This is a genomic window from Roseibium sp., from assembly GCF_965233565.1.
In the GTDB taxonomy this organism is placed as follows: Bacteria; Pseudomonadota; Alphaproteobacteria; order Rhizobiales; family Stappiaceae; genus Roseibium.
This window is the reverse complement of sequence record NZ_OZ247494.1, coordinates 617520-639173: the sequence shown is the minus strand read 5'-3', so window position 1 is coordinate 639173 and position 21654 is coordinate 617520. Positions and strand designations below refer to the sequence as shown.

The following is a 21654-nucleotide window of genomic DNA, read 5'->3' as shown; positions in this document are numbered from 1 at the left end:
CCTTGGGGCGTGTGGGATCGTTCTCAGCCAACGGTCAGACCTCCTGTGCCTGCAGCCACATTTCCAGAAGGGCGACCTGCCAGAGTTCCGAGCCACGCAGCGGCGTGATGTATTTGGTCGGATCGGCATAGAGCTTGTCGAGATAGGCCTGGTTGAACAGGCCACGGTCGCGGGCGGCACGGCTTGAAAGCGTGTCGCGGACCATGTCCAGGTAGTCGCCTTGAATGTACTTGAGTGCGGGCACCGGAAAATAGCCCTTGGGCCGGTCAATCACTGCGCTCGGGATCACCTGACGAGCCGCTTCCTTCAAAACGCCTTTGCCGTCTTGAGCGAGCTTGAATTTGGCTGGAATGCGTCCGGCAAGCTCGACGAGTTCGTGGTCCAGGAATGGCACACGTGCCTCAAGCCCCCAGGCCATGGAGTGATTGTCGACGCGTTTGACCGGGTCGTCCACCAGCATGATATTGGTGTCGAGACGAAGAGCCTTGTCGACCGGGTCTTCGGCGCCGGCTCCTGCAAAATGGGCCTCCACGAATGCAAGGCTTTCGTCCCGTTCGCAACGATAGTCAGGGGCAACGGCCTCGGCCATCTGCGCCTCCGTCCGGTCGAAAAAGGCGGCGCGATAGTCCTGGACGGGCCGATTGGAGCCGGACAGCTTCGGATACCAGTGGTAGCCAGCAAAAACCTCATCCGCGCCCTGGCCAGACTGGACCACCTTGATGTGTCTCGAGACTTCCCTGGAAAGCAGGTAGAAGCCGATATTGTCATAAGAAACCATTGGTTCCGACATCGCGCGGATCGCGCCTGGCAGGTTTTCCTGCAAATGCGAGGAAGGGATGAAAATCTGGTTGTGACTGGTGCCGTAGTGCTCGGCAATCAGGTCCGAATACTGGAATTCATCCCCCTTCTCGCCGTGGGCTTCCTCGAAGCCGATCGAGAAGGTGGCCAGCCCCTTCTGGCCTTCTTCGGCAAGAAGGCCGACGATCAGGCTTGAATCGACACCGCCCGACAGGAGCACACCCACCGAAACATCAGCCACCATTCGGCGGCGGACGGCGGTGCGCAGGCTTTCCAGAACTGCATCGCGCCAGTCGTCGGCACTGCGTGTCAGATCTTCTGTCGATTTCTCGAAGTCCGGCGACCAATAGGTGTAGTCGCTTGCAGACCCGTCGGCCTCGATGCTGCGGACCGTGGCCGCGGGCAGCTTGCGCACACCGTTCAAGATGGTGCGCGGAGCAGGAACAACTGCGTGCCAGCTCATGTAGTGGTGCAGAGCGACACGGTCGATCGACGTATCGATCCCGCCGCCCGCCAGGAGCGCTGGCAGGGAGGAAGCAAACGCGAGGCGGTTGCCGGCTTCGCTCAGGTAAAACGGTTTGATACCAAAGCGGTCACGGGCCAGGTGGATGCGGCCGCTTTCATGTTCGTGAATGGCAATGGCAAACATGCCGTGAAAGCGTGCAAAACAATCCTTGCCCCATTCCGCCCAGGCCTTGAGAATGACTTCGGTGTCACTGGTCGAAAAAAAGGCATAACCTTTGGCCGTCAGGTCTTCGCGCAGCTCCTGGTAATTGTAGATGCAGCCATTAAAGACCAGTGACAGGCCCAGGGCCATGTCGGTCATCGGCTGTGCGCCGCGTTCACTCAGATCGATAATTCTGAGACGGCGGTGGCCGAAAGCGACCCGGCCACGCTGGGTAACACCCATGCCATCGGGACCGCGGGCTTCCATTGCATCGGCCATCCGGGAAACCCGGACAACATCCGCCTGTTCGCCACCAAAAACCACTTCGCCGCAAATGCCGCACATATTGACAAATAACTCCGTTCCTTGAGAAGACGGAGACTATATAGAACTCTGATCGTTAGAGTTCAAATGAGTAGAGGTGTAACGATGCAGGCGATGGAGTCATCGCAAGTGGTCAAGGCCATCCGGAAAATCGTTCGGGCCATTGACTTGCGCTCTCGGGAAGTGTCCAGGCAGACAGGTCTGACGATCCCGCAAATTGTTGTTTTGCAAGGCGTTCGTGACCTTGGTGAAGTCACAACGAAAGCCCTGTCCGAAAATTCCGACCTGAGCTCCGCGACCGTGGTGACAATTCTCGACAAGCTGGAGGAAAAAGGTCTTATCGAACGCTACAGGTCGGTCTCCGACAGGCGAATCGTGCATGCGAGGCTGACCTCTGACGGGGAAACGATTGCGGGTGACCTGCCGGGCCTGCTGCATGAAGAATTCGAAAAAAAGTTCGATGCCCTCGATCCGGACGATCGTGCGCAGCTGGTTTCCTCCATTGAGCAGATTGCCGAAATGATGAATGCGCACAAGCTGGATGCCGCCGCTATTCTGGTAACGGGCAAGCTGCCTGACTGACGGTCCGTGGATCCGCGGAAAGAATTGAGATCCGTCGCTCAGGCCCGCTTTCTTTGAGAGATCCCGCCATCACCTGCAAGGGCTTTCTGAAAGGCCGAGACGCGATCCTGGATTTCTTCGGCTGGAACGGCCGGCGAGCAGTAAAAGCCCTGCAGGCCGTCGCAGCCGAGTGTGGCGGTCAGGGCATATTCTCCGGCAGTTTCCGCGCCTTCGGCGATCACCCGGAGGCCGAGGCTGCGGCTGAGGCCGACAATGGCTTCAAACAACTGTCGCTTCTGAGAATTCTCGTCGGCTTTTGTGAGGAACGCCCGGTCGATCTTCAGTTCCTGGAAGGGGAGCCTGTGAAGATAAATCAGGGAGGAATAGCCGGAACCGAAATCGTCGAGGGACAGCTGAACACCGATCTGCTGCAGCTCAGACAGGATGTCGAGAACCGTCAGCTCGCTGGTATCGAAAAAGACATTCTCGGTGACTTCCAGGCACAGAACATGCGGTGGCAGCTCGTAAGTGTCGAGTACATTGCGGACCGTATCGGCGAAGCTTGGCTGACGGAACTGAAGGGGTGAAACGTTGACCGACACCTGGCGGAATTCAAAGCCTTCCTGGCGCCAGGCCGCTGCCTGTTTGCAGGCCGCTTCCAGCACATACTGACCCAGTTCCAGCACAAGGCCGGTTTTTTCGGCAATCGGGATGAATTCTCCCGGTGGGATAAAGCCGCGCTTTTCGCTTGGCCAGCGGATCAGTGCTTCCACGCCGACCAACTGTCCGTCCGCAGGCCGGATTTGCGGTTGGTAATGCAAAAGCAGCTGGTCTGTTTTCAATGCGGCACGCAACAGCGTTTCCGTCAGCATTTCCCTCTGGATGCGTTCGTTGAGTGGCGGCGCGAAAAACTCGTAACGCGGACCTTCCTTCTTTTTGGCCGCCCGAAGCGCGAGGCCGGCGACGCGGTGGGCCGTTTCAACATCCTCGGCATCCCTTGGAAGGAGCGCAATTCCGATGCTCGGCTCTACCCGAATTTCCCCTTCTTCCAGGTGAAAGGGGGAGGAGAGCAGTTCGATCGCCTTGACGGCGTAGTCCTCGGCGATGGCTCCACGGCTGTCAAAGGGCAACAGGATGCAGAAATCATCGGCCGAAATCCGGGCGATCTGGGCCCTGGGGCCAAATATGTTGGCCAGGCGGGCATAGGCCTGAAGCAGGATCCGGTTGCCGACCTGCTGGCCGAATGTGTCGTTGACCTTGGCAAAGCCGTTGAAATCGAGATGGATCAGGGAGGCTGAGGCCTTGTTCTGTTTTGCGCGCAGCAGGGCCTTGCGAAGATCCGAAAAATACTGAGCGCGATTGCCGGCTGTCGTGACAGGGTCGGTATAGGCAAGCTTGTGAAGCTTGTCCTGCAGATCCGTGACTTTCTCCAGGCCGTGTGCAAGGTCGCCAATTTCGTCGCGGCGTTCCGTATGCGGAATGTTCTTGGTCTTGGTGCCACCTGCCAGGTCGTTGGCGACACCGGCAAGCTGGCGCAGGGGCAATAGCTCGAACCGCAAAAGGAGACCGCCAATCAGAATAACCGCCGTCAGGATGACAATCGCCGCCGACAGGATCCGCGTCTTCAACCGGTTCTCCGCATGGGTGAGATCATCGACCCAACCGACATCGACCGCGACTGCTCCGGCCACCTTTCCGGCCGCCGTCAGGATGGGCGTCAGATAGGCAAGCCGGAGGCGGCCCTGCACGGGCACATTGCCGATATAGGGATGGCCTGCTTCCAGGCTGGCATAAGCCGGATGGCCCTTGCCAAGCGAAAAAGCGGGCGCCGGGCCACCGTCAGGAGCCTTGAAGGTGGTTGCGAACCGGTCGAAGGTGGCCGTTTCCTCGGACCATTTGAACAGATTGGCTGCCCCCTGATTGGTTCGGCCGATCGCCGTGACCAATTGATTCAGCTGATCGCTCGGTTGAAGCAGGAACGGAGTGGCGTCGGCTGCAATCCTCAGCGACACCGGGTTGTTGTTGCTGTCGAACTCGGGGTGGAAAACAAAGTCTGTGCCGAAACAAAGAATCGCGGCGGCGCTCCGCGCGGCGCGGTCGATCCGGATTGAGGCGTTTTCCTTGGTCGTTCTGGAGAGCTCAAAATAGCTCAGGCCGGAGACAAGGCCGATGCTGCAGAGGACCAATATGACCAAAATGGAGCTGATCCGGAATACAAGCGTATGTAGACCCAATCTTTTTATCTCACCAATTCCTTGTCATTTTCACGTATAGATCGTTGTTTTTAGGTAGACACGTAAAAGTAAATTCCAATCGCTACGAAATTCTGAACGCGCGGTAATAAAATCAATCTTACTCTGGGTCAGCTTGTGGTTTTTTGTGCAGGTCTCTTCTCTCTGCCTGTGTTCTGTCGGGGAAGGCGCGCGCGCCCCATTGGAAAATCGACCGAAAACGGGTAGGACGGGGTCTGAAGCGGGCCATTGATCGCAAACCGTCCGCATCGGTTTTTGGGATGAGTGCCGCTTGATTTCTTTGCGACCCGTATTGAACGTCCTTGGCTTCCTGTATGTCGGGCTTGCCACCGCCATGCTGATTCCGGCGATTGTCGACGTTGCACAGAAAAACGCGGACTGGCAGGCCTTTGTGTTTTCGGCGCTGCTGACGGGCATGGTGGGCATGCTCTTGTCCATTGCCGTGGGTGGTGCTCTGCGTGAAGGGCTGGACACACGGCAGACCTTCATTCTGACGACACTTGCCTGGACGACCCTGCCGGCCTTCGGAGCCTTGCCGTTCTTGTGGCTGGGCGTTGGGTATGCCGATGCCGTTTTTGAGGCCGTGTCCGGCTTTACCACCACAGGGTCAACCGTTCTGACGGGCCTTGATGGTCTGCCGCCAGGTCTTCTGGTCTGGCGGTCCCTGATGCAGTGGATGGGCGGTATCGGGATCGTCGTTATGGCGATCGTGCTCTTGCCGTTCCTCAGGATCGGCGGAATGCAGCTGTTTCAGAGTGAAAGTTCTGACCGGTCGGAAAAGATCGTCAGCCGCTCCGTGGAGCTTATCCGCCTGATCGGCCTGGCCTATCTTTTTCTGACGGTCTCCTGCATTGCCTCCTATCTGGCGACGGGGATGGAGCTGTTTGACGCGTTCAACCATGCGCTGACCACGATTGCGACGGGTGGATTTTCCACCCATGACCTGTCCTTCGGGTATTTCACCAACCCGGCGTCCGGCTGGGTGGCGGTGTTTTTCATGGTGGTTGGCGCCTTGCCCTTCGTATTGATCGTGCAGGCCTTGCGCGGCCATCCGCTGTTGCTGTGGCGCGACCCCCAGGTTCGGGCGCTGCTCGGCTTTCTGGCGCTCGTCTCGCTGACGCTGACGGTCTATCTCGGCATCAACATGCAATTTCCCTTCGATGAGGCGCTGCTGCGTGCCACTTTCAACGTGGTGTCGGTGGTCACCGGGACGGGCTATGCGCTCGGCGATTTTTCGCAATGGGGCGCGCCGGTTGTCGGCATCACCTTGCTGCTGATGTTCGTCGGTGGCTGCACCGGATCGACGACGGGTGGTATCAAGATCTTCCGCTTTCTTGTCTTCTTCGGCACGGTCAGGGCGCATCTGCGGCGCATGGTGCGGCCACACCGGATCATGTCGGAAGAATATGGCGGCACGCGGCTGACACCGGAACTGTCGTTTTCGGTCCTGGCGTTCCTGGTGGTCTATCTGGGGTCCGTCGGCATCATTACGGTTGCGCTGTCGTTTTTTGATCTCGACCTGGTCACGGCCGTCTCCGCCGCAGCGACGTCCGTCGGAAATGTCGGGCCCGGGCTCGGGCCCATGATCGGACCGGCTGGTCATTTCGCTCCGCTTCCGGACGGTGCAAAGTGGTTGTTGTCCTTTGCCATGCTGCTGGGCCGACTTGAACTGTTCACTGTTCTGGTGCTGCTTGACCCGGATTTCTGGTCCAAATAGGCCTGAAGCGTCTTTCCACCTTCCTGCATGAGGATTGCCCAGCATGAAGTTCACCGCGCCACTGGTCGGCGGCCGGCTCGAGAAACGTTACAAGCGATTCCTTGCCGATGTTGTCCTTGAGGACGGCAGTGCAGTAACGGCCCACTGCGCCAACCCGGGCTCCATGCTGGGGCTGAAGGAACCGGGGTCCCGGGTCTGGTTGTCGCTTTCGGACAATCCCAAGCGGAAGCTCAAATACTCCTGGGAGGTGATCGAGGCGGACGGCGCGCTGGTCGGCATCAACACCGCGCATCCCAACAAGCTGGTGGAAGAAGCCCTGGAGGCGGGCCGGATCGACGGACTGTCCGGCTATGCCTCCCTGCGCCGGGAAGTCAAATACGGCAAGAATTCCCGCATCGATATTCTGCTGGAAAGCGATACCGGGGCAAAGACCTATGTCGAGGTCAAGAATGTACACCTCATGCGCCGGCCGGGGCTTGCGGAGTTTCCGGACAGCGTGACGGCGAGAGGGGCCAAGCATCTGGGCGAGCTGGCGGACATGGTTGCCGAGGGACATCGCGCTGCCATGGTCTTCCTGGTCCAGCGGCCCGATTGCGATCGCCTGAGCCTTGCAAGCGACATCGATCCGACCTATGCGGCGGCTTTTGCAGCCGCCCGAGCTGCAGGCGTGGAGGTCTATGCGATCGGTTGCGATGTCCGGCTTGACGGGATCGACGCGATCAGGCCGGTGACGCTCGAGATTGCCTGAGTGTTCTTCTGAGAGTTCAGGCCTGACGGACCACGATCGGGGTGCCGTTCGGGACGCGATTATATAGATCGATCACATCCTGCTGCAGCAGGCGCACGCAGCCGGACGAAACGGCTTTCCCGATCGACCAAGTATCTGCAGTGCCATGAAGACGGTAAAGCGTGTCGCGATTGCCTTCAAAAATGTAGAGCGCGCGTGCTCCAAGCGGATTGTCGAGGCCGGGCGGCATGCCTTCCCGGTATTTTTCAAGGTCGGGCTGGCGCGCGATCATCTCTGCCGGCGGCGTCCAGGTCGGCCAGGCCCTCTTGTGCTGGATCTTGGCACGGCCACCCCAGGCGAATCCGGCGCGGCCGATGCCGACGCCATAGCGCATCGCCTTGCCGCCCGCCATGGTCAGGTAAAGGAACCGGTTCGGCGTGTCGACGATGATGGTCCCGGCAGGTTCAGGCGCGGCATAATCCACCAGCTGGCGGTAGTAGACCGGATCAATCTTGCTCAGGTCGATCGCCGGAAGCGGGAAACGCTCCCCGGGCATGGCCCGGTACATCTGTGCAAAATCCGAAGAGACTTTTACGCCATCGGCGCCAGGGGTGCCCGGACGCGCGGGCCGGGGCGGCAGCTGCGCCTGGTTCTGGCAGCCTGCTGCAAATGCCGCTGTGGCAGAAGCAAGAAACTGGCGTCGGTTCAGCATTCCCATTTCCATTCACGTGCTGACACACAGTGTCACGCGGAAGTCCAGGCACAGGATAGGCGACTGTATGCCTGTGTCACCCGATTGACCTTGGCTTGTTTCGTGTCAGTTTGCAGCGATTCGGTGTCGCAGATGCAAATCGGCCGGTCAAACATGTGTCCGACCGGTCGATGGATGCTTGTTCAGGATATTTTCTGCGGAAGCGCAGCGCTTGCGTCACCTCAAGGTGACATCCGCATCTTGGATCGCAGCCGGTTTTTCCCGTTCGGCGGGATCAGCCGGCCGTGTCCTTGGAAAGCGGCGGCTGGAACTGCCAGCCCATGTCCCATGGGAAATAGATCCAGGTGTCCTGGGAGACTTCGGTGATAAAGGTATCCACCATGGGCACGCCAACCGGCTTTGCATAGACGGTGGCGTAATGGGCCTTGGGCAGCATTTCCCGAACCACCTTGAGCGTCTTGCCGGTGTCGACGAGATCGTCGATCACCAGAACACCGCTGCCTTCGCCGCCTTCCAGATCAACGACTTTCGGGTCGATCGGCTTGATGACCTGAAGCGAGCCCTGGTTGTCATAATCATGATAGGAGGCAATACAAACGGTCTCGATCGTTCGGATACCCAGCTCACGGGCGACGATGCCGGCCGGCACCAGGCCGCCGCGGGTGATGCAGACGATGGCTTTCCACTCACCTTCGCTCGACAGTCGCCAGGCGAGGGCCCGCGAGTCCCTGTGGAACATGTCCCAGGATACCGGGAAAGCTTTGTTTTGGGCGGGGTTTTCCATATCTCTTCCTTCAAATTATCCGGCAAATTATCCGGTGAGCTCGGCAACGGCGGCGGCGACATCGCCTACAGCCGCCTGCAATACGGCCTCATTGCGCGAGCGTATGACGATCTGGGTGGTGAATTTTCCGTCGCTGGCCCGCGGGTAGGACCCGATCAGCGTTTCGGGATGCGCATCCTGGATTGCGGCCAGGCGTTCGGCGATCCGGCTCTCCGGCATATCTGCCGCAACGGTTTCCGACAGCATCTTGGTGCCGGTTGAAAGTGTCGGAGCCAGCGCGTCCATCATGGCCTGCATGATGGACGGCACACCCGCCATCACATGGACGTTGCCGATCCTGAACCCGGGGGCCTTGGAGACCTTGTTCTCGATCAGGTCAGCGCCTTCCGGGATGCGTGCCATGCGCTGGCGCGCCGGGGTGAACTGGCCCGGCAGATAGTGCTTTTCAAGAATGGCGACGGCACGCGGGTCAAGATTCAGCGGCACGTCGAAGGCGTCCGCAATGCTCTCGGCGGTGATGTCGTCGTGGGTCGGACCGATGCCGCCGGAGGTGAACACGTAATCGTATTTCTGCCGGAGGCTGTTCACCGCGCCGACAATCTCGGGCTTTTCGTCCGGCACGATCCTGACTTCCTTGAGGTCGATGCCAAGGGAAGTCAGGTAGTCGGCCAGAAAACCAATGTTCTTGTCCTTGGTACGGCCTGACAGGATCTCGTCGCCGATGACCAGAAACGCTGCGGTTACAACGTTATCTGCGTTCTGACCGGTCATCTTCAAACTCCCTGACATCTGATTGGGGATTGGCTTTAGCCCAGCTTACCGTACGGCTCAAGCAAAAGCGCTGCCTACTGGTCCAGCGTCCAGCCATAAATATCGTCATACCGGCTTGCCAGGGACGTGGGTTTGGACAGGCGCAACACCATGTCGCGCGCAAAGGCCATGGCGCCGGAATAGTGGAACGTACGGGCGTTGCCGAAGGAAATGTCCTGCACATGTGCCACGCGTGATTTCCGTTCGCGCTCAAAGGCTCTCAAGGCGGCCGGGATATTGTTCGTGTCAGCAGGCAGGTGACTGGCAAGAACCGCAGCATCTTCAATGGCCATTGCAGCACCCTGCGCCATGTATGGCAGCATCGCATGAGCGGCGTCGCCGAGGAGTGCGATGTGACCGTGCGACCAGGGGGCGGTGGCCTTGACGCTGCACAGGGCCCATTTGAGCCAGTGATCCGAGGACCTCAAAAGATTGCGGACATCCGTCGGCCAGTTGGCGAACTGGTGCAACAGGGCTTCCTTGTCCGCCGGTGCGGACCAGGTTTCATCCTGCCAGGGCTCTGAAGTCAGCGCGACAATGTTGAGTTCCCTGCCGCCTTTGACCGGATAGTGGACAAGATGCGACTCTTCATTGAGCCACAGGCCCGCATCGCCGAGCCAGCGTTTGGGAACAGCGTCGACAGGCAAGGTCGTGCGATAGGCGACTTGCCCGCTGAAGTGAGCATTCTCATGCCCCGGTACGAGCTGTCGAACCTTTGACCAGACACCATCCGCGCCGATCAGGGCCTTGCAGTTCTGATGACCTGTGACCTGATCGTCCTGGAAGATGCACGACAAGTGGTCATAGGGGGAGGCCGTCAGGTCCACGATCTCACAGCCAAGTCTGAGCTCAATGCCCGTCACCGACTTTGCTTTTCTGAGCAACACCTGTTGAAGGTCGGCACGGTGGATCTGCCAGAACGGGTGGCCGTGACGTTCTTTCAGGAAACTTCCAAGGCGCACTGTTGCCAGTTGGCGTCCCGACGCCCCTGACCAGATGCGTAAATTGTCCGGGGCATAAGCGTGAGGTGCGAGGTCTTCCAGGATACCGAGCTGGTCGAGAACCGAACAGGCATTCGGAGATAGTTGAAGACCTGCACCGACTTCCCTGAGCGCTTTGGCCTTGTCCATCACGATGATGGAATGACCGCGCGCCTGCAGCGCGAGAGCGGCCGCAAGGCCGCCTATGCCAGCGCCAGCAATGACGATCGGGTGGTCAGCCTCACCATTCGTGCTCATGTCATCGCTTATAGCTTAAGCGGCGACCGGCGCCCAGCTGCAATCAGCAGGCGAGGACTCGGTTGCCTGCAAAGTTGCATCGAACTTGTAAAGCGTGGAGCAATAGGGGCAGACCACTTCGTTCTCGCTTCCCATGTCCAGAAAGATGTGAGGGTGGTCAAATGGCGGTTTCGCACCGATGCACATGAATTCTCGTGCACCGATGGCTACGGAGTCATGTCCGCTTGAATTCTGAAAGTGCGGGATGACCTGATCCGCCATTGTCACGTTCCTCTATTCTCAAGGGTCAATACTCAAATCTGGACCCCGATACCAAATCTACCGGACCATATCCACTCCTTCCCGGTCTGTGTAGGGGCTAAGTGCCGCGGTTCACAGGCGAGGGGGCGATGCTTTTTGATTTGGGCTTTGCCAAGTGGAGGTAAACCGCCTAGGGTAGGGAACAATTGCATTTTCCGTTTACGTAAGGGTTAGCTTATACATGCCGCAGTTTGAGTATGACGGAGTCAGGATCGCCTATTTGGACGAGGGCGAAGGTGACCCGATCCTTCTGATCCACGGCTTTGCATCCAACAAACAGGTAAACTGGCAGTATCCGGGCTGGGTTGACCTCCTGGTGAAGGACGGTCGCCGGGTCATTGCGATTGACAATCGCGGTCATGGGGACAGTCAGAAATTCTATGATCCTGCCGCCTATGGGGCCCCCGTGATGGCGGAAGATGCCCGCCGGTTGCTGGATCACCTCAAGATCGAACAGGCGGATGTGATGGGCTACTCCATGGGAGCCCGGATTTCAGCGTTTCTGACGTTGAACCATCCAGGCCGGGTGCGCCGGGCAGTCTTTTCCGGGCTGGGCTACGGCATGATCACCGGGATCGGGGACCCGGAGCCGATTGCGACCGCCCTTGAGACCGAACGACTGCAGGACATCAGTGACCGGACCGGGCGGGCCTTCCGTGCCTTTGCCGAGCAGACGGGGTCGGACCGACGCGCGCTGGCGGCCTGTATGCGGTCGTCGCGCCAGAAGATCAGCGAAGAGGATGTCGCCCGGATCGAGCGGCCGGTGCTGGTTGCCGTCGGAACCAAAGACGACGTGGCCGGATCTCCGCAAAAACTGGCGGCCTTGATCCCGCATTCGGATGTTCTGGAAATCCCGGGACGTGACCATATGGTCGCCGTTGGCGACAAGGTTCACAAGCAGGGAGTGCTGGCCTTCTTGAACAACGTAGACGCTTAGAAGCTGGTCCTGGTGCCGGAGGAGCACCTGCCAAAGCCATTGATCTGTGGGAGGTTTTATGGGTCCGAAACGCGTTGAATTCCAGGGAGCGGAGAAAAACAGTCTGATCGCAGACCGCTATGGTGCGGGAGAGCAGCCGGTCATCATGCTGCATGGCGGCGGTCAGACGCGTCACTCCTGGGATGCAGCCTCAAGACGCATCGCCGATCTTGGCCATCCGGTCTATTCGCTGGACCAGCGGGGACACGGACAAAGCGGCTGGGTGTCGTCCGGCAATTATGCATTTGACGATTTTGCCCGCGACCTTGTGGCCGTCACCCGCCAGGTTGGCGCTCTACATCGCCAGAAGCCGGTGGTGGTCGGCGCGTCGCTGGGTGGCTTTGCCGGCATGCTGGCGGAAGGCCGCGAAAATCCGGGTGGACTTGCGGCTCTGGTGCTGGTCGACATCACCCCGCGGATCGACATGGACGGCGTCAGCAAGATCCTGGGCTTCATGGGCGATCGGGTGGATGTCGGGTTTGACACGGTGGAAGAGGCCGCCGACGCCATCGCCCGTTATCTGCCCAACCGGGCCCGGCCGAAGGATCTGTCGGGTCTGTCCAAGAACCTGCGTCTTCATGAAGATGGCCGGTATCGCTGGCACTGGGACCCGGCTTTCCTGAAGACGGACCGTCACAGCAATCCGGATCAGGCAGCGGCTGCCCAAGATGAAATGATTGTTGCGGCCGGCAATCTGAAACTTCCTGTCCTGCTCATTCGTGGCCGGAACTCCGAACTTGTGTCCATGGACCACGTGAAGGAGTTCCAGGCGCTGGTGCCACATGCCAGGTTCACCGACATCCACGATGCCGGTCATATGGTGGCTGGTGACAAGAACGACGTGTTTGCCGGAGCTGTGGAAGATTTCCTGATTGCGTTGAAGGCTGATGCCGAGCCCGCATGAGGTCAAAGGCGATTCTTTTCAAAGGGATGCGGGCATACCCTGACAAAGTGAATCCAATCGGCTGCAGACACTAGAGCCCATTGAAACGGGGCTGTCTCTTCTCCAGGAAGGCCCGGCAGCCTTCCCTGTAATCCTCACTGTCGATACAGCGCTCCGCGTCACGGCGGAGCTCGGCAAACTTGCCGTCAGTCCCTGTTGCCGCCAACTGGTTGATCGCCTGCTTCGCAGCTTTCAGCGACAGCGGAGCGTTGGCGCACAGCGTGGCCGTCAGGGTGTCGATCCGCTCGTCCAGCTTGTCATCCGGCACGACTTCGTTGATCAGGCCGATGGCGAGCGCTTGATGCGCCGAAAGCCTATCAGCCGTAAAAAGCAGTTTCTTCGCTTCAGACGGTGATACGGCTTCAAGCAGATCGCCAAGTGCTTCCGGCGGATAGGCAAGCCCCAGTCTGGCCGCTGGTATGGCGAAAAAGGCCGATTGTGCGGCGACCCTGAGATCGCAGGCGAGCGCTAGCCCGAGCCCGCCGCCAAGGCAGGGGCCCTCAATGGCGGCAATGACGGGCACCGGCAGGCTTTTCAGGGCCTTGAAGGCTGCGACATTGATGTCGTCATACCGTTTTGCTGCTTCGGGTGTGGAGCGGATGGCTTCGAATTCGGAGATGTCGGCACCTGCGCAGAAGCTCTTGCCACCCGCGCCGCGCACCACACAAACACGGACGTCTTTATCTTCTCGCAGCGCTACAAGTCTGGTGGGTAGCGCCTGCCAGGCGGCCAGGGGAAGCGCATTTTTCTTCGAAGGCGCATTGAGCATCAGTTCCGCTACGGTGCCCCGCACTGTCAGCCGCGGGTTGTCCGGTGATGGACCATCAGACGAGAGCAGGGTCATGTATGAGCCTCGATTTGGGAAATCATAAATGCAACAGATAGGAATTCTTGAATCTTGCGGGTTCATTTAAGGGTTTCATATCTGATATCAGCATGTTTGATTTTGGAAAATCAGACGACAGTCCTATGTTTAGACTGTTGTGACGGCTTGAAAAGGAGACAGGCCATGTCGGCACCGATCAGCAAGTCCGACTTGAAACAAGTTCCGACCCATGATCCGGTCTGGCGGCAATTGCGGGAAGAAGCGCAGGCAATGGTGGCGGATGAGCCCGCCCTGTCGTCCTTTGTCTATGAGACGGTGCTCAATCATGACAGCCTGGAAGAGGCTGTTCTGCACCGCCTGGGCGACCGTCTTGGACGGGACGTCGTTTCCGCATCGCTGATCCGCCAGACCTATCTTGAGGCCTTGGCCGACGAACCGGAGCTCGCCAAGATCTTCCGGGTTGATATCGTGGCGGTGTTCGACCGCGATCCGGCCTGCTTCCGGTATCTGGAACCGGTTCTCTATTTCAAGGGCTTCCACGGTTTGCAGACGCACCGTCTGGCAAACTGGCTCTGGCGCAAGGGGCGTAAGGATTTTGCGCTTTACCTGCAGAGCCGCGCGTCTGAAGTGTTCCAGATCGACATCCATCCGGCCGTTCCGGTCGGTCGGGGTATCTTCATCGACCACGGCACCGGCATTGTTGTCGGTGGCACCGCGGTGATCGAGGATGAAGTCTCCATTCTGCAGGGCGTTACGCTCGGTGGTACGGGTAAGGTCGGTGGCGATCGTCATCCCAAGATCCGCCACGGCGTGCTGCTCGGTGCGGGCGCCAAGGTGCTCGGCAACCTGGAAATCGGCCATTGCTCGCGGATTGCCTCCGGCTCTGTCGTGCTGAAGGATGTGCCGGCGAACACGACCGTGGCAGGTGTTCCGGCGAAAATCGTCGGGGAAGCAGGGTGTCCGGAACCCGCACGAAGCATGAACCAGCTTCTTGGCGAGGAAGACGGGGATAGCTGACGGAAAGGCTTTGGCAAAGCGGCGCGGTCCTGTAGGGTCCCGGCCAGTCAAAGCCCCAGTCACAATGGCTACAACAGGAGATCGCCGTGAAGCCTGATGAAATCCGCAAGATCGAAGCGTATCTGCGTTCGAAATTCGAGTTGCAGAGCCTTCAGGTCCGCGCTCGCCCGCGCAAGGATGACTCTGCCGAAGTCTATATCGGCGAAGAGTTTATCGGCGTGATATTCCGGGATGACGAAGATGAGGATCTGAGCTGGAATTTCCAGATGGCGATCCTGGAAATCGACCTGGAAGACGTCTGAACGGCGCGGTTTGATCAATTGGATGTGTTAGGCGGTCTCCCAGGAGGCCGCCTTTTTTTCACTATTGACTTGCAGGTGGGAAACTCGTTCGGCGAAGTCAATTTATCGCGATGCGCAAGTCCGAAACTCGCTTGAGGATGTCTCGGTCCAGCCGGCGCCAGTCCGGCAACAGGGACTGATCGAACCGGTACCTGAGTTCCAGACCGGCCTCGAGCCTGAGCGCGCGATGACACCGGGCGGATTGGGTTGGTGCTTCGAGCCGGCACCTTGCAATGAACCCGTCCTGCCTTGCAGGATCAAAAGCAACAAGATCGGTCACCGGGGCACCCCGGGACGACAGATTGAGGATTTTCAATCCGGCCGGGCCTGTCAGTTCTCCGCCTCTGGCAAGGCGCCTGAAAAAGGGTTCGAGACGTGCCCTCAAGCTCTCCCGTCCCGGATTGCTGTCCAGGTCGATCACGATGAGTCCCTGGTCCGTCCTGTCAAGTTGCCCCTCTTCAGCCGTGAGGCCTGGCCACTGCAGAATTAGTCGCAGTGCGCTCAGGCGGGTTACCTCAGACCGTGACAGCGACCGTTGGTGGCCGGGCGCAACCAGATCTCCGGTCAGGCGAAAATGCGCCGGGCCGATCGAAACCGTGACCGGTTCCGCCATCTGAGCAGGGGAAGAGGGAGCCCAGGTTCCAGTAAATTTCAGCGTCTTCTGTGCCAAATGCGCAGTGCCGAGAATGAAGAGTGCCAAAAACAGCAAATTGAAAAAGCGCGGTTGGAATTTGCTGGGTTCCGGCAGCGTGACGGGGATCATTGTTCCGCCGTCCCATTCAGGACCGCCCCCTTTTGGCACGGCATGTCCAATATCGGCACAGATGTCCCGAGTGGAGAAGTCGTGGTATCCGCGGAAACCGGCAGAATGTCTGGATTTTCGCCCATTTGCCTTTCCGGCACAGTCTTTGCTCTTGACCCTTTAGGAATTCTTAATCACTTTCCAAGGGAAAGAGTTAACAAGGGGTTAACGGGCGTGCTGTTCAATCTTCTAATCGTTGGATACATTGCCTGTGCGGGCTTTGTCGCCGCCGGCGTTCTGGGCAGCCTCTACCAGCTGGTGACCCACGAGCCGCCCAAGTTCAGCCTCGCTGGCGAGGGTTTGCTGGCGTTTCTTGCAGGCATCTTCCTCTGCGTCTTTGCCGGTCCTTTCATCATCATGCGCAATGCCATTCGGGGTCGCCGGATTGAAAAGCGGCCGCTCGGCTGGCTGGTTGCCTCTTCCACGATCGCGGGCATGTGGAGCATGTGCTCCGGCGTGATGGTGATGAATGTGGCTCTTGTCATAGTCGGCTACGGCTGATCCGTCATGCCGATCTACGCTCTTGATGGCCGAACCCCCGCTTTCCCGGATACCGGAGACTATTGGGTTGCCCCAAACGCGACGCTGATTGGCGACGTGGTTCTAAAAGAGGCGGCCAGCGTCTGGTTCGGCGCCGTGTTGCGGGGGGACAATGAAACGATCTCCGTCGGCGCGCGTTCCAATGTGCAGGATGGCTGTGTGTTCCATACGGATATGGGCTATCCGCTGACCATCGGTGACAACTGCACCATCGGCCACAAGGCCATCCTTCACGGGTGCGCCATCAAGGACAACAGCCTGATCGGGATGGGCGCAACGGTGCTCAATGGAGCCGTCATCGGCTCCAATTGCATCATCGGCGCCAATGCGCTGATCGCGGAAGGCAAGGAAATTCCAGACAATTCGCTGGTGGTCGGCGTTCCTGGCAAAGTGGTAAAAACCTTGCCGGACGAGATCGCCATGAGCATTGCCAATTCGGCCGACGGTTATGTGCGTAACTGGCGCAGGTTCAAGGCCGGTCTCAAGGCCGTCTGACCGGCATCGCAGGGTCAGCTCCCTCATATCCATGATCTGAAAAAAACGGGAACCGGCCTGCGGGGGGCGGGCCGGTTCCCTGGATCCGGTCGTGGTAGGGATGGGGAGGGTGGGGACGCGACCGGATCGTCCTTTTGGCCGGGGGTGCCGGCCAATCCCGAATTGTCAGTTTGACACGCTGCTGACCGTGGTCACACGCGTATCTGAAATGCCGGTCCACTTCGCAGGTGAGCTCGCGGACTGACGTTTGATGTAGCGGTAAGGGGTTGAGTACCAGGGCAGAACGGCCTCGATCTGGTTGTCGAGGATCATGTCGCCGTGATCCGTACGCACCGTCAGGACCGCATGCCCGGAATTCTGGGTGTCCTTGGCAACAGTGATCAAGAGGGCGCTTTTGGGCCACCCGGCTTTGATCAGGACCCGTTGCTTTTCAAGGACATATTCTTCGCAGTCGCCATATCCATTGACCGGGTAGGACCAGTGTTCTTCCTTGCCGAACAGATCCGCGTCGGTCATCGGGTGGATGCGGCGGTTTACTTCCGCGTTGATGGCAATGAGTTCGTTCCACCTGGCTTCGTCCAGACGGACGACCACCGGCTCATACCGTTCATTCGGACAGGCCCAGCCGTTGTCTCTGCAGAACTGGACGTGTCCAACCGGTGCCTTCACCGATTTGTGCATGTCCATGAAGCGGCCCGGATCGGCATGAGCCGAGGTCCCCGATCCAATGGCAGTGAAAACCAGAGTTGATGCAAGCAAAGTTGATTTAAGTAGATTCATCGTAACGCCCTCCCCAAGGCTGACGTAACGATGCCGGAATGACTTTTACTTCAAGAAAATCTTCAAAGTAAAACTAGATGAATATTTGAGTTTAATTCTAATATTATTTTATGTTAATTTGAGTATTGTTTGAATAAACATTGACTCAGACTTATCTAAAATTGTCTATTTCTCCGACAAGTTCTTGAACATAAAACAAAAAGAGGAGTGCGCCTCATCTCGGGTGAGCGATACCGGCGGTCAGGGGAGCGCCTCGGAACGACGACGTTGGGTGTATTTGTGCGGCGAAGTCGCGTTGAAAAAAGTTGTTTTTCTTGAAAAAAGCGCAGCCCTGCTTGGTGTGTCCCTGCAAAAATTAACAGGGTTGCTGCCGGTCACTCGGGCTCAAAACCAGATGAGTCCCGTATTCCGGACCATGTGCAGACGGGAAACCGGGCGTGACGCGATGGTCCCGTGACCCAAAAGAAGAGTCACGCCAAGAACGGCACTTTAAGTTTCAGTTTTCAGGATAGATCAGTCGTCTTCCGGCGCGGAAATGTGCAGTTCCAGAAGTTCCCGGCTCTGAACCGCAGCAAACTCAACTGCAATGCCACCCTCGATGCGGCGGATCACGCGTGCCGTCATTTTGCCGAGTGTGATCCTGTCGCCCATCTCCGGAACAATATCGGTGGCGATTGCCGCCCCTGACAAGGACACGTCGAAGATCCGGCAGACATGTTCCGAACCGTCGGGCAGAATCATCTTGGTCATCGGGTTTTTCGGGACGAAACGGTCGTGGCGCCGGTCTTCCGGAAGATTAAGCTCGTCACGGTTGGCAAGCCAGGTCAGGACATTGGCGATCTTGTCGCGCTTGCGGACGGTGTTACGCAGTTCGACGGCAAAGCCGCCGTCTATCAGCCGTGATATGCGGCCTTCCACACGGCTCAGATGATCAAGATAGGCAATGACGCGTTCGCCAACCTTGCCGGTTACTGGCGTGATCATGGCCATGCCACCCGGTGACATGTCGATCACCTGACAAGGGTATTCGCGCCGGTCCTCAAGCATGAACCGGCCCAGAATATTCACCTGAACCCGTTGGTGTCGCCGGCGATCAGTGACTTGAAGCGATTTGCTTCCTTCTGGTGCTGTTGCCAATCCGGCGCTCATGCCTGTTCTATCCAAAACCGTGCGCAAATCGCACTTCCCCCGGCTGAGATGCGATTCAAAAGACGTCTCTCGATCACTTTAGGCAGCTGGGGTTAACGATGTGTAAGAGTGTAGCCGTTACGGCGTCAAGGTCTAGGCTCGGAGCAGACAAAAATGACGTGTGGCTCAATAAGTGCGGATGTTTTGCCTTCAGACTGGCAAAAATACTAGGGATGGTGCAGGTCGGGGCCGATGGTTCAGGCGCCATCGAATTGTGGAAAGGTGACGCAGAGCAAACCAGCCCCGGATCAAAACGAATCTCGATCCGGGACTGGAAGAGGGATTGGCAGGCAGCGCGTCAGGACTTGCCGCCGGAATAGACCGTCAGGTGTCCCACTTTCCGTTCAGCCCCTTTCGGCAGGGGCGGGGTCGGCATGGTCAGTCCTTCTGCGGTGAAACGCGGCAGAATGGGGTTGATGGTCGTTGCCGGCGCGTCGACGAAATACGGCCGTTCATCCGGCCAGACCAGACGCAGGCTGCTGACGGTCTGGTTCAAAATGGGATGCAGGCCGATCCAGTAAGGTTTTTCCATGGGCGTGCAGCTGCCAAGGATGCGGATGCGGCCTTCACCTGGAACATTCAGTGGGACCAGCAGCATCTCCATCTGCAGGATCTGGCCCCGTTCCGTGTGCCCGTTGACGCCGATCACGGCGGCAGCGGCATCTTCGGTGATGGCGGCGATCAGACTTTCCAGAGCTTCGCGATCCTTGACGCTCCAGCCTCGCAGGAAGTTTCGGCCTTTCAGCTCCCGGCAGTGTGCTGAGCACAGGCGGGTTCCTGCCAGGCGGTAGCGGACATCCTGTGGTCCGTTGGTCTCCAGGATGAAGGTGTCACCCAGAAGACCACGGATTTCACCGGGGTCGACTTCGCTGCGATTGGGAGCCGGACGTGCGCCGCGAAGGTTGTCCCAGTAGTTATAGAGTGTCTGCGTTACGCCGTGTTTCATCTGGTTACGCCTCGTTGCCAATCTGCGTCCGGTGTTTCGTCTCAAGACAGAACCTGTTTCAAAACGGGACGCTTGTTTTTCCCTGTTTGTATTTGACCGGTACTAAGCAGGGGGCGTGCCAAGTCTCTGTGTCACCGTCACTTTGAGCTGCGGGGGAATGTTAAGGTTAATTCTTGGTAAAGCTTGTTATGCTGACAAAGTGCTGGCAGCTTAATAATTAGTTCATGAAGACGGCGGGTGGGAGGAACCTGTTGTTGCTGGCAAGGCTGCGGAGCGTTAGGAACGGCCACCAAGAGCCGGTCTCGCGAAAACAAGCGCCGGCCAAATTGAACACATGTCCGAATACCGGGCGCGTGGGGACGCGACCGACTATAGGGGGGCATCGCAAGGCGCCGGCTGTCGAAAGATAGCCGGCGTTTTGTTTTGAGCGTCGTCCTGTCACCGGCAGCGCCCTATTTGCATTCACCATACTGCGTGATCGACGCTATTGGCTGATGGGGCGCCCTTGTTTTGTCCCGGATCTTGCTTAGAAAAGAAGAGCAACAAGGCTGAGGTTTCATGAACGTATACCGGTTTGACGAAGAGCGCGCCCGGCGCGAAAAAGCCAAGAAGGCGCAGGAACCTCAGCGTCCGCCGTCTCCCCGTGCGGTCAATCTGCCGGATGTGATTCTCTGGCTCGGGGGAGTGATGGTGGTGATACACGCCGTCCGCTCTCTGCTGTTACCCGAAAGTCTCGATCGTTGGGTGCTGGCCCTGTTCGCCTTCTGGCCAGAGAAATATGCAGCATTCTTCAATCTGTCGCCGCTGGCGCTTCTGTCCAGCATCTGGGGTTTTGTCAGTTACAGCCTGCTGCACGGCGGTGTCACGCATATCATGTTCAATCTGGCCTGGATGGCGATCTTCGGGACGGCCGTTGCGCGTCGGTTCGGAACAGGCAGGTTTCTGCTGTTGTCGGCCCTGTGCGCGGTGGGCGGGGCTCTGGCCCATCTGGCGACCAACTGGGGCAGTCCCTCGCCAATGATCGGCGCATCTGCGGCCGTATCCGGACACATGGCACTTGCCATCCGGTTCGTCTACGAATTTGGCGGGCCTCTGGGGGTCTTCAGAACAAGCGATCCCCGAGCCTATTTTGTGCCGGCACAGTCGCTTCAGAAATGCTTCCGCGACCGACAAGTACAGGTGTTTGTCGGCATCTGGTTTGGGCTCAATCTTATTATCGGCCTGACGAGCAGCGCGGGGGCGGGGGCGCCGGCAAGTGTTGCCTGGCAGGCCCATATCGGCGGTTTCCTGGCCGGTCTTGCCCTGTTTCCGCTGTTCGATCCGGTGCCGCGCCGACGGTAGCGGCAGCCCCCGGGGTTCCGTCCCTCAGCAGTTCAAATCCGACTTGCACCACAACGGTTTGCGCAAGCAGATTTTTTTGCCATGATGGGTTTGTTCCGCATTCAGCGGGACAGAGATGCCATGGGAGGTGTTTGGATGACCGTAGCCGCAATCCTCAGTGGGAAAGGCCACGAAACGATTACCGCGCAAAGCAACGCGCTGCTTAGCGAAATCTGTGAAACCCTGGCAAAACACAAGATTGGTGCCGTCGTCGTCTGCAACGGCGACAACGAGATCGAGGGCATTGTCTCCGAGCGTGACATCGTGCGTGTCATTGGCACACAGGGACCGTCGGCGCTTCAGCTGGCGGTGTCCGGCATCATGACCAAGAATGTTGTCACCTGCACGGAAGAGAACAACATCAACGAAGTCATGGCACGAATGACCCAGGGCCGCTTCCGCCATATGCCGGTCGTCAAGGACGGCAAGCTCACCGGCGTGATTTCGATCGGTGATGTGGTCAAGTTCAAGATTGCACAGGTCGAGCTCGAAGCCGAGCAGATGCGCAGCTACATCACGATGGCCTGACC

General features: G+C 58.5%; 23 protein-coding genes. 11 read left to right on the top strand and 12 right to left on the bottom strand.

The genetic code is table 11. The features are described 5' to 3' along the window. Window positions 1-34 precede the first annotated feature (34 nt). Window positions 35-1810 carry an N-acetylglutaminylglutamine amidotransferase gene (locus ACO6TG_RS03030; RefSeq protein ID WP_422376800.1) on the bottom strand — a complete coding sequence of 592 codons (1776 nt, stop codon included), beginning with the start codon at window positions 1808-1810 and terminating at the stop codon, window positions 35-37. Between the two features lie 93 nt (window positions 1811-1903). On the opposite strand from ACO6TG_RS03030, the gene ACO6TG_RS03025 reads away from it, so the two are divergent. Continuing rightward, a complete protein-coding gene (locus ACO6TG_RS03025) occupies window positions 1904-2371 on the top strand; it encodes a MarR family winged helix-turn-helix transcriptional regulator (protein ID WP_422376799.1) in 468 nt (155 codons plus the stop codon). 38 nt (window positions 2372-2409) lie between these two features. Here ACO6TG_RS03025 and ACO6TG_RS03020 read toward each other — a convergent pair whose 3' ends face one another. Then, the gene (locus ACO6TG_RS03020) at window positions 2410-4545 is read right to left on the bottom strand and encodes an EAL domain-containing protein (protein WP_422376798.1); all 2136 of its coding nucleotides are present in this window, start codon (window positions 4543-4545) and stop codon (window positions 2410-2412) included. A 349-nt stretch (window positions 4546-4894) separates the two neighbouring features. On the opposite strand from ACO6TG_RS03020, the gene ACO6TG_RS03015 reads away from it, so the two are divergent. Both ACO6TG_RS03015 and sfsA read left to right on the top strand, forming a co-directional pair. Then, entirely contained in the window at window positions 4895-6319 is a 1425-nt protein-coding gene (locus ACO6TG_RS03015; RefSeq protein WP_422378831.1) for a TrkH family potassium uptake protein, read from the top strand. 43 nt (window positions 6320-6362) lie between these two features. Next, window positions 6363-7067 carry a DNA/RNA nuclease SfsA gene (gene sfsA / locus ACO6TG_RS03010; protein WP_422376797.1) on the top strand — a complete coding sequence of 235 codons (705 nt, stop codon included), beginning with the start codon at window positions 6363-6365 and terminating at the stop codon, window positions 7065-7067. Between the two features lie 16 nt (window positions 7068-7083). On the opposite strand, the gene ACO6TG_RS03005 is transcribed toward sfsA, so the two are convergent. The 5 genes from ACO6TG_RS03005 to ACO6TG_RS02985 form a co-directional block, all read right to left on the bottom strand. Then, a complete protein-coding gene (locus ACO6TG_RS03005) occupies window positions 7084-7758 on the bottom strand; it encodes a L,D-transpeptidase (protein WP_422376796.1) in 675 nt (224 codons plus the stop codon). A gap of 274 nt (window positions 7759-8032) precedes the next feature. Further along, on the bottom strand, window positions 8033-8542 hold the full coding sequence (gene gpt / locus ACO6TG_RS03000; protein ID WP_094071170.1) for a xanthine phosphoribosyltransferase: 510 nt from the start codon (window positions 8540-8542) through the stop codon (window positions 8033-8035). Window positions 8543-8569: 27 nt separating this feature from the next. Beyond that, window positions 8570-9313, bottom strand: coding sequence for a competence/damage-inducible protein A (locus ACO6TG_RS02995; RefSeq protein WP_422376795.1), 744 nt, complete (start codon window positions 9311-9313; stop codon window positions 8570-8572). Window positions 9314-9387: 74 nt separating this feature from the next. After that, window positions 9388-10590, bottom strand: coding sequence for an FAD-dependent monooxygenase (locus ACO6TG_RS02990; RefSeq protein ID WP_422376794.1), 1203 nt, complete (start codon window positions 10588-10590; stop codon window positions 9388-9390). A 15-nt stretch (window positions 10591-10605) separates the two neighbouring features. After that, window positions 10606-10851, bottom strand: a complete 246-nt coding sequence (locus ACO6TG_RS02985) for a zinc-finger domain-containing protein (protein ID WP_422376793.1) — start codon at window positions 10849-10851, stop codon at window positions 10606-10608. A 220-nt stretch (window positions 10852-11071) separates the two neighbouring features. On the opposite strand from ACO6TG_RS02985, the gene ACO6TG_RS02980 reads away from it, so the two are divergent. After that, window positions 11072-11827 carry an alpha/beta fold hydrolase gene (locus ACO6TG_RS02980; protein WP_422376792.1) on the top strand — a complete coding sequence of 252 codons (756 nt, stop codon included), beginning with the start codon at window positions 11072-11074 and terminating at the stop codon, window positions 11825-11827. A gap of 58 nt (window positions 11828-11885) precedes the next feature. After that, entirely contained in the window at window positions 11886-12770 is an 885-nt protein-coding gene (locus ACO6TG_RS02975; protein ID WP_422376791.1) for an alpha/beta fold hydrolase, read from the top strand. Between the two features lie 70 nt (window positions 12771-12840). Here the strand turns inward: ACO6TG_RS02975 and ACO6TG_RS02970 are convergent, their stop codons facing one another. Beyond that, the gene (locus tag ACO6TG_RS02970) at window positions 12841-13653 is read right to left on the bottom strand and encodes an enoyl-CoA hydratase (RefSeq protein WP_422376790.1); all 813 of its coding nucleotides are present in this window, start codon (window positions 13651-13653) and stop codon (window positions 12841-12843) included. A gap of 165 nt (window positions 13654-13818) precedes the next feature. Here ACO6TG_RS02970 and cysE point away from each other — a divergent pair, with 165 nt between their 5' ends. Beyond that, window positions 13819-14652: a serine O-acetyltransferase gene (gene cysE, locus ACO6TG_RS02965; RefSeq protein ID WP_422376789.1), complete on the top strand. Its 834-nt coding sequence runs from the start codon at window positions 13819-13821 to the stop codon at window positions 14650-14652. Window positions 14653-14738: 86 nt separating this feature from the next. Further along, entirely contained in the window at window positions 14739-14954 is a 216-nt protein-coding gene (locus tag ACO6TG_RS02960; RefSeq protein ID WP_094071162.1) for a DUF3126 family protein, read from the top strand. Window positions 14955-15051: 97 nt separating this feature from the next. On the opposite strand, the gene ACO6TG_RS02955 is transcribed toward ACO6TG_RS02960, so the two are convergent. Further along, the gene (locus ACO6TG_RS02955; RefSeq protein WP_422376788.1) at window positions 15052-15756 is read right to left on the bottom strand and encodes a hypothetical protein; all 705 of its coding nucleotides are present in this window, start codon (window positions 15754-15756) and stop codon (window positions 15052-15054) included. 213 nt (window positions 15757-15969) lie between these two features. On the opposite strand from ACO6TG_RS02955, the gene ACO6TG_RS02950 reads away from it, so the two are divergent. Continuing rightward, window positions 15970-16296 (top strand): DUF6949 family protein, encoded by a 327-nt coding sequence (locus ACO6TG_RS02950; protein ID WP_422376787.1) that lies wholly within the window; start codon window positions 15970-15972, stop codon window positions 16294-16296. Between the two features lie 6 nt (window positions 16297-16302). Then, window positions 16303-16830: a gamma carbonic anhydrase family protein gene (locus ACO6TG_RS02945; RefSeq protein WP_422376786.1), complete on the top strand. Its 528-nt coding sequence runs from the start codon at window positions 16303-16305 to the stop codon at window positions 16828-16830. 165 nt (window positions 16831-16995) lie between these two features. On the opposite strand, the gene ACO6TG_RS02940 is transcribed toward ACO6TG_RS02945, so the two are convergent. The 3 genes from ACO6TG_RS02940 to ACO6TG_RS02930 all read right to left on the bottom strand — a co-directional run bounded on the left by ACO6TG_RS02940 (window position 16996) and on the right by ACO6TG_RS02930 (window position 19744). Then, complete coding sequence (locus ACO6TG_RS02940) at window positions 16996-17610, bottom strand: transglutaminase-like cysteine peptidase (protein ID WP_422376785.1); 615 nt, start codon at window positions 17608-17610, stop codon at window positions 16996-16998. Between the two features lie 513 nt (window positions 17611-18123). Then, window positions 18124-18759: a PilZ domain-containing protein gene (locus ACO6TG_RS02935; protein ID WP_422376784.1), complete on the bottom strand. Its 636-nt coding sequence runs from the start codon at window positions 18757-18759 to the stop codon at window positions 18124-18126. 337 nt (window positions 18760-19096) lie between these two features. Further along, window positions 19097-19744 carry a PAS domain-containing protein gene (locus ACO6TG_RS02930; protein ID WP_094071156.1) on the bottom strand — a complete coding sequence of 216 codons (648 nt, stop codon included), beginning with the start codon at window positions 19742-19744 and terminating at the stop codon, window positions 19097-19099. A gap of 558 nt (window positions 19745-20302) precedes the next feature. On the opposite strand from ACO6TG_RS02930, the gene ACO6TG_RS02925 reads away from it, so the two are divergent. Together ACO6TG_RS02925 and ACO6TG_RS02920 are read left to right on the top strand one after the other, a co-directional pair. Next, window positions 20303-21085: a rhomboid family intramembrane serine protease gene (locus tag ACO6TG_RS02925; RefSeq protein ID WP_422376783.1), complete on the top strand. Its 783-nt coding sequence runs from the start codon at window positions 20303-20305 to the stop codon at window positions 21083-21085. 135 nt (window positions 21086-21220) lie between these two features. Continuing rightward, window positions 21221-21652, top strand: a complete 432-nt coding sequence (locus ACO6TG_RS02920; RefSeq protein ID WP_422376782.1) for a CBS domain-containing protein — start codon at window positions 21221-21223, stop codon at window positions 21650-21652. The last annotated feature ends 2 nt before the right edge of the window (window positions 21653-21654 follow it).

What these genes read in the sequence shown, in the direction of transcription:
- ACO6TG_RS03030 (WP_422376800.1), bottom strand. Translation starts at nt 1,810, where the DNA reads ATGTGCGGCATTTGCGGCGAAGTGGTTTTTGGTGGCGAACAGGCGGAT.
- ACO6TG_RS03025 (WP_422376799.1), top strand. Translation starts at nt 1,904, where the DNA reads ATGGAGTCATCGCAAGTGGTCAAGGCCATCCGGAAAATCGTTCGGGCC.
- sfsA (WP_422376797.1), top strand. Translation starts at nt 6,363, where the DNA reads ATGAAGTTCACCGCGCCACTGGTCGGCGGCCGGCTCGAGAAACGTTAC.
- ACO6TG_RS03005 (WP_422376796.1), bottom strand. Translation starts at nt 7,758, where the DNA reads ATGCTGAACCGACGCCAGTTTCTTGCTTCTGCCACAGCGGCATTTGCA.
- gpt (WP_094071170.1), bottom strand. Translation starts at nt 8,542, where the DNA reads ATGGAAAACCCCGCCCAAAACAAAGCTTTCCCGGTATCCTGGGACATG.
- ACO6TG_RS02995 (WP_422376795.1), bottom strand. Translation starts at nt 9,313, where the DNA reads ATGACCGGTCAGAACGCAGATAACGTTGTAACCGCAGCGTTTCTGGTC.
- ACO6TG_RS02990 (WP_422376794.1), bottom strand. Translation starts at nt 10,590, where the DNA reads ATGAGCACGAATGGTGAGGCTGACCACCCGATCGTCATTGCTGGCGCT.
- ACO6TG_RS02985 (WP_422376793.1), bottom strand. Translation starts at nt 10,851, where the DNA reads ATGGCGGATCAGGTCATCCCGCACTTTCAGAATTCAAGCGGACATGAC.
- ACO6TG_RS02980 (WP_422376792.1), top strand. Translation starts at nt 11,072, where the DNA reads ATGCCGCAGTTTGAGTATGACGGAGTCAGGATCGCCTATTTGGACGAG.
- ACO6TG_RS02975 (WP_422376791.1), top strand. Translation starts at nt 11,886, where the DNA reads ATGGGTCCGAAACGCGTTGAATTCCAGGGAGCGGAGAAAAACAGTCTG.
- ACO6TG_RS02970 (WP_422376790.1), bottom strand. Translation starts at nt 13,653, where the DNA reads ATGACCCTGCTCTCGTCTGATGGTCCATCACCGGACAACCCGCGGCTG.
- cysE (WP_422376789.1), top strand. Translation starts at nt 13,819, where the DNA reads ATGTCGGCACCGATCAGCAAGTCCGACTTGAAACAAGTTCCGACCCAT.
- ACO6TG_RS02955 (WP_422376788.1), bottom strand. Translation starts at nt 15,756, where the DNA reads ATGATCCCCGTCACGCTGCCGGAACCCAGCAAATTCCAACCGCGCTTT.
- ACO6TG_RS02945 (WP_422376786.1), top strand. Translation starts at nt 16,303, where the DNA reads ATGCCGATCTACGCTCTTGATGGCCGAACCCCCGCTTTCCCGGATACC.
- ACO6TG_RS02940 (WP_422376785.1), bottom strand. Translation starts at nt 17,610, where the DNA reads ATGAATCTACTTAAATCAACTTTGCTTGCATCAACTCTGGTTTTCACT.
- ACO6TG_RS02935 (WP_422376784.1), bottom strand. Translation starts at nt 18,759, where the DNA reads ATGAGCGCCGGATTGGCAACAGCACCAGAAGGAAGCAAATCGCTTCAA.
- ACO6TG_RS02930 (WP_094071156.1), bottom strand. Translation starts at nt 19,744, where the DNA reads ATGAAACACGGCGTAACGCAGACACTCTATAACTACTGGGACAACCTT.
- ACO6TG_RS02925 (WP_422376783.1), top strand. Translation starts at nt 20,303, where the DNA reads ATGAACGTATACCGGTTTGACGAAGAGCGCGCCCGGCGCGAAAAAGCC.
- ACO6TG_RS02920 (WP_422376782.1), top strand. Translation starts at nt 21,221, where the DNA reads ATGACCGTAGCCGCAATCCTCAGTGGGAAAGGCCACGAAACGATTACC.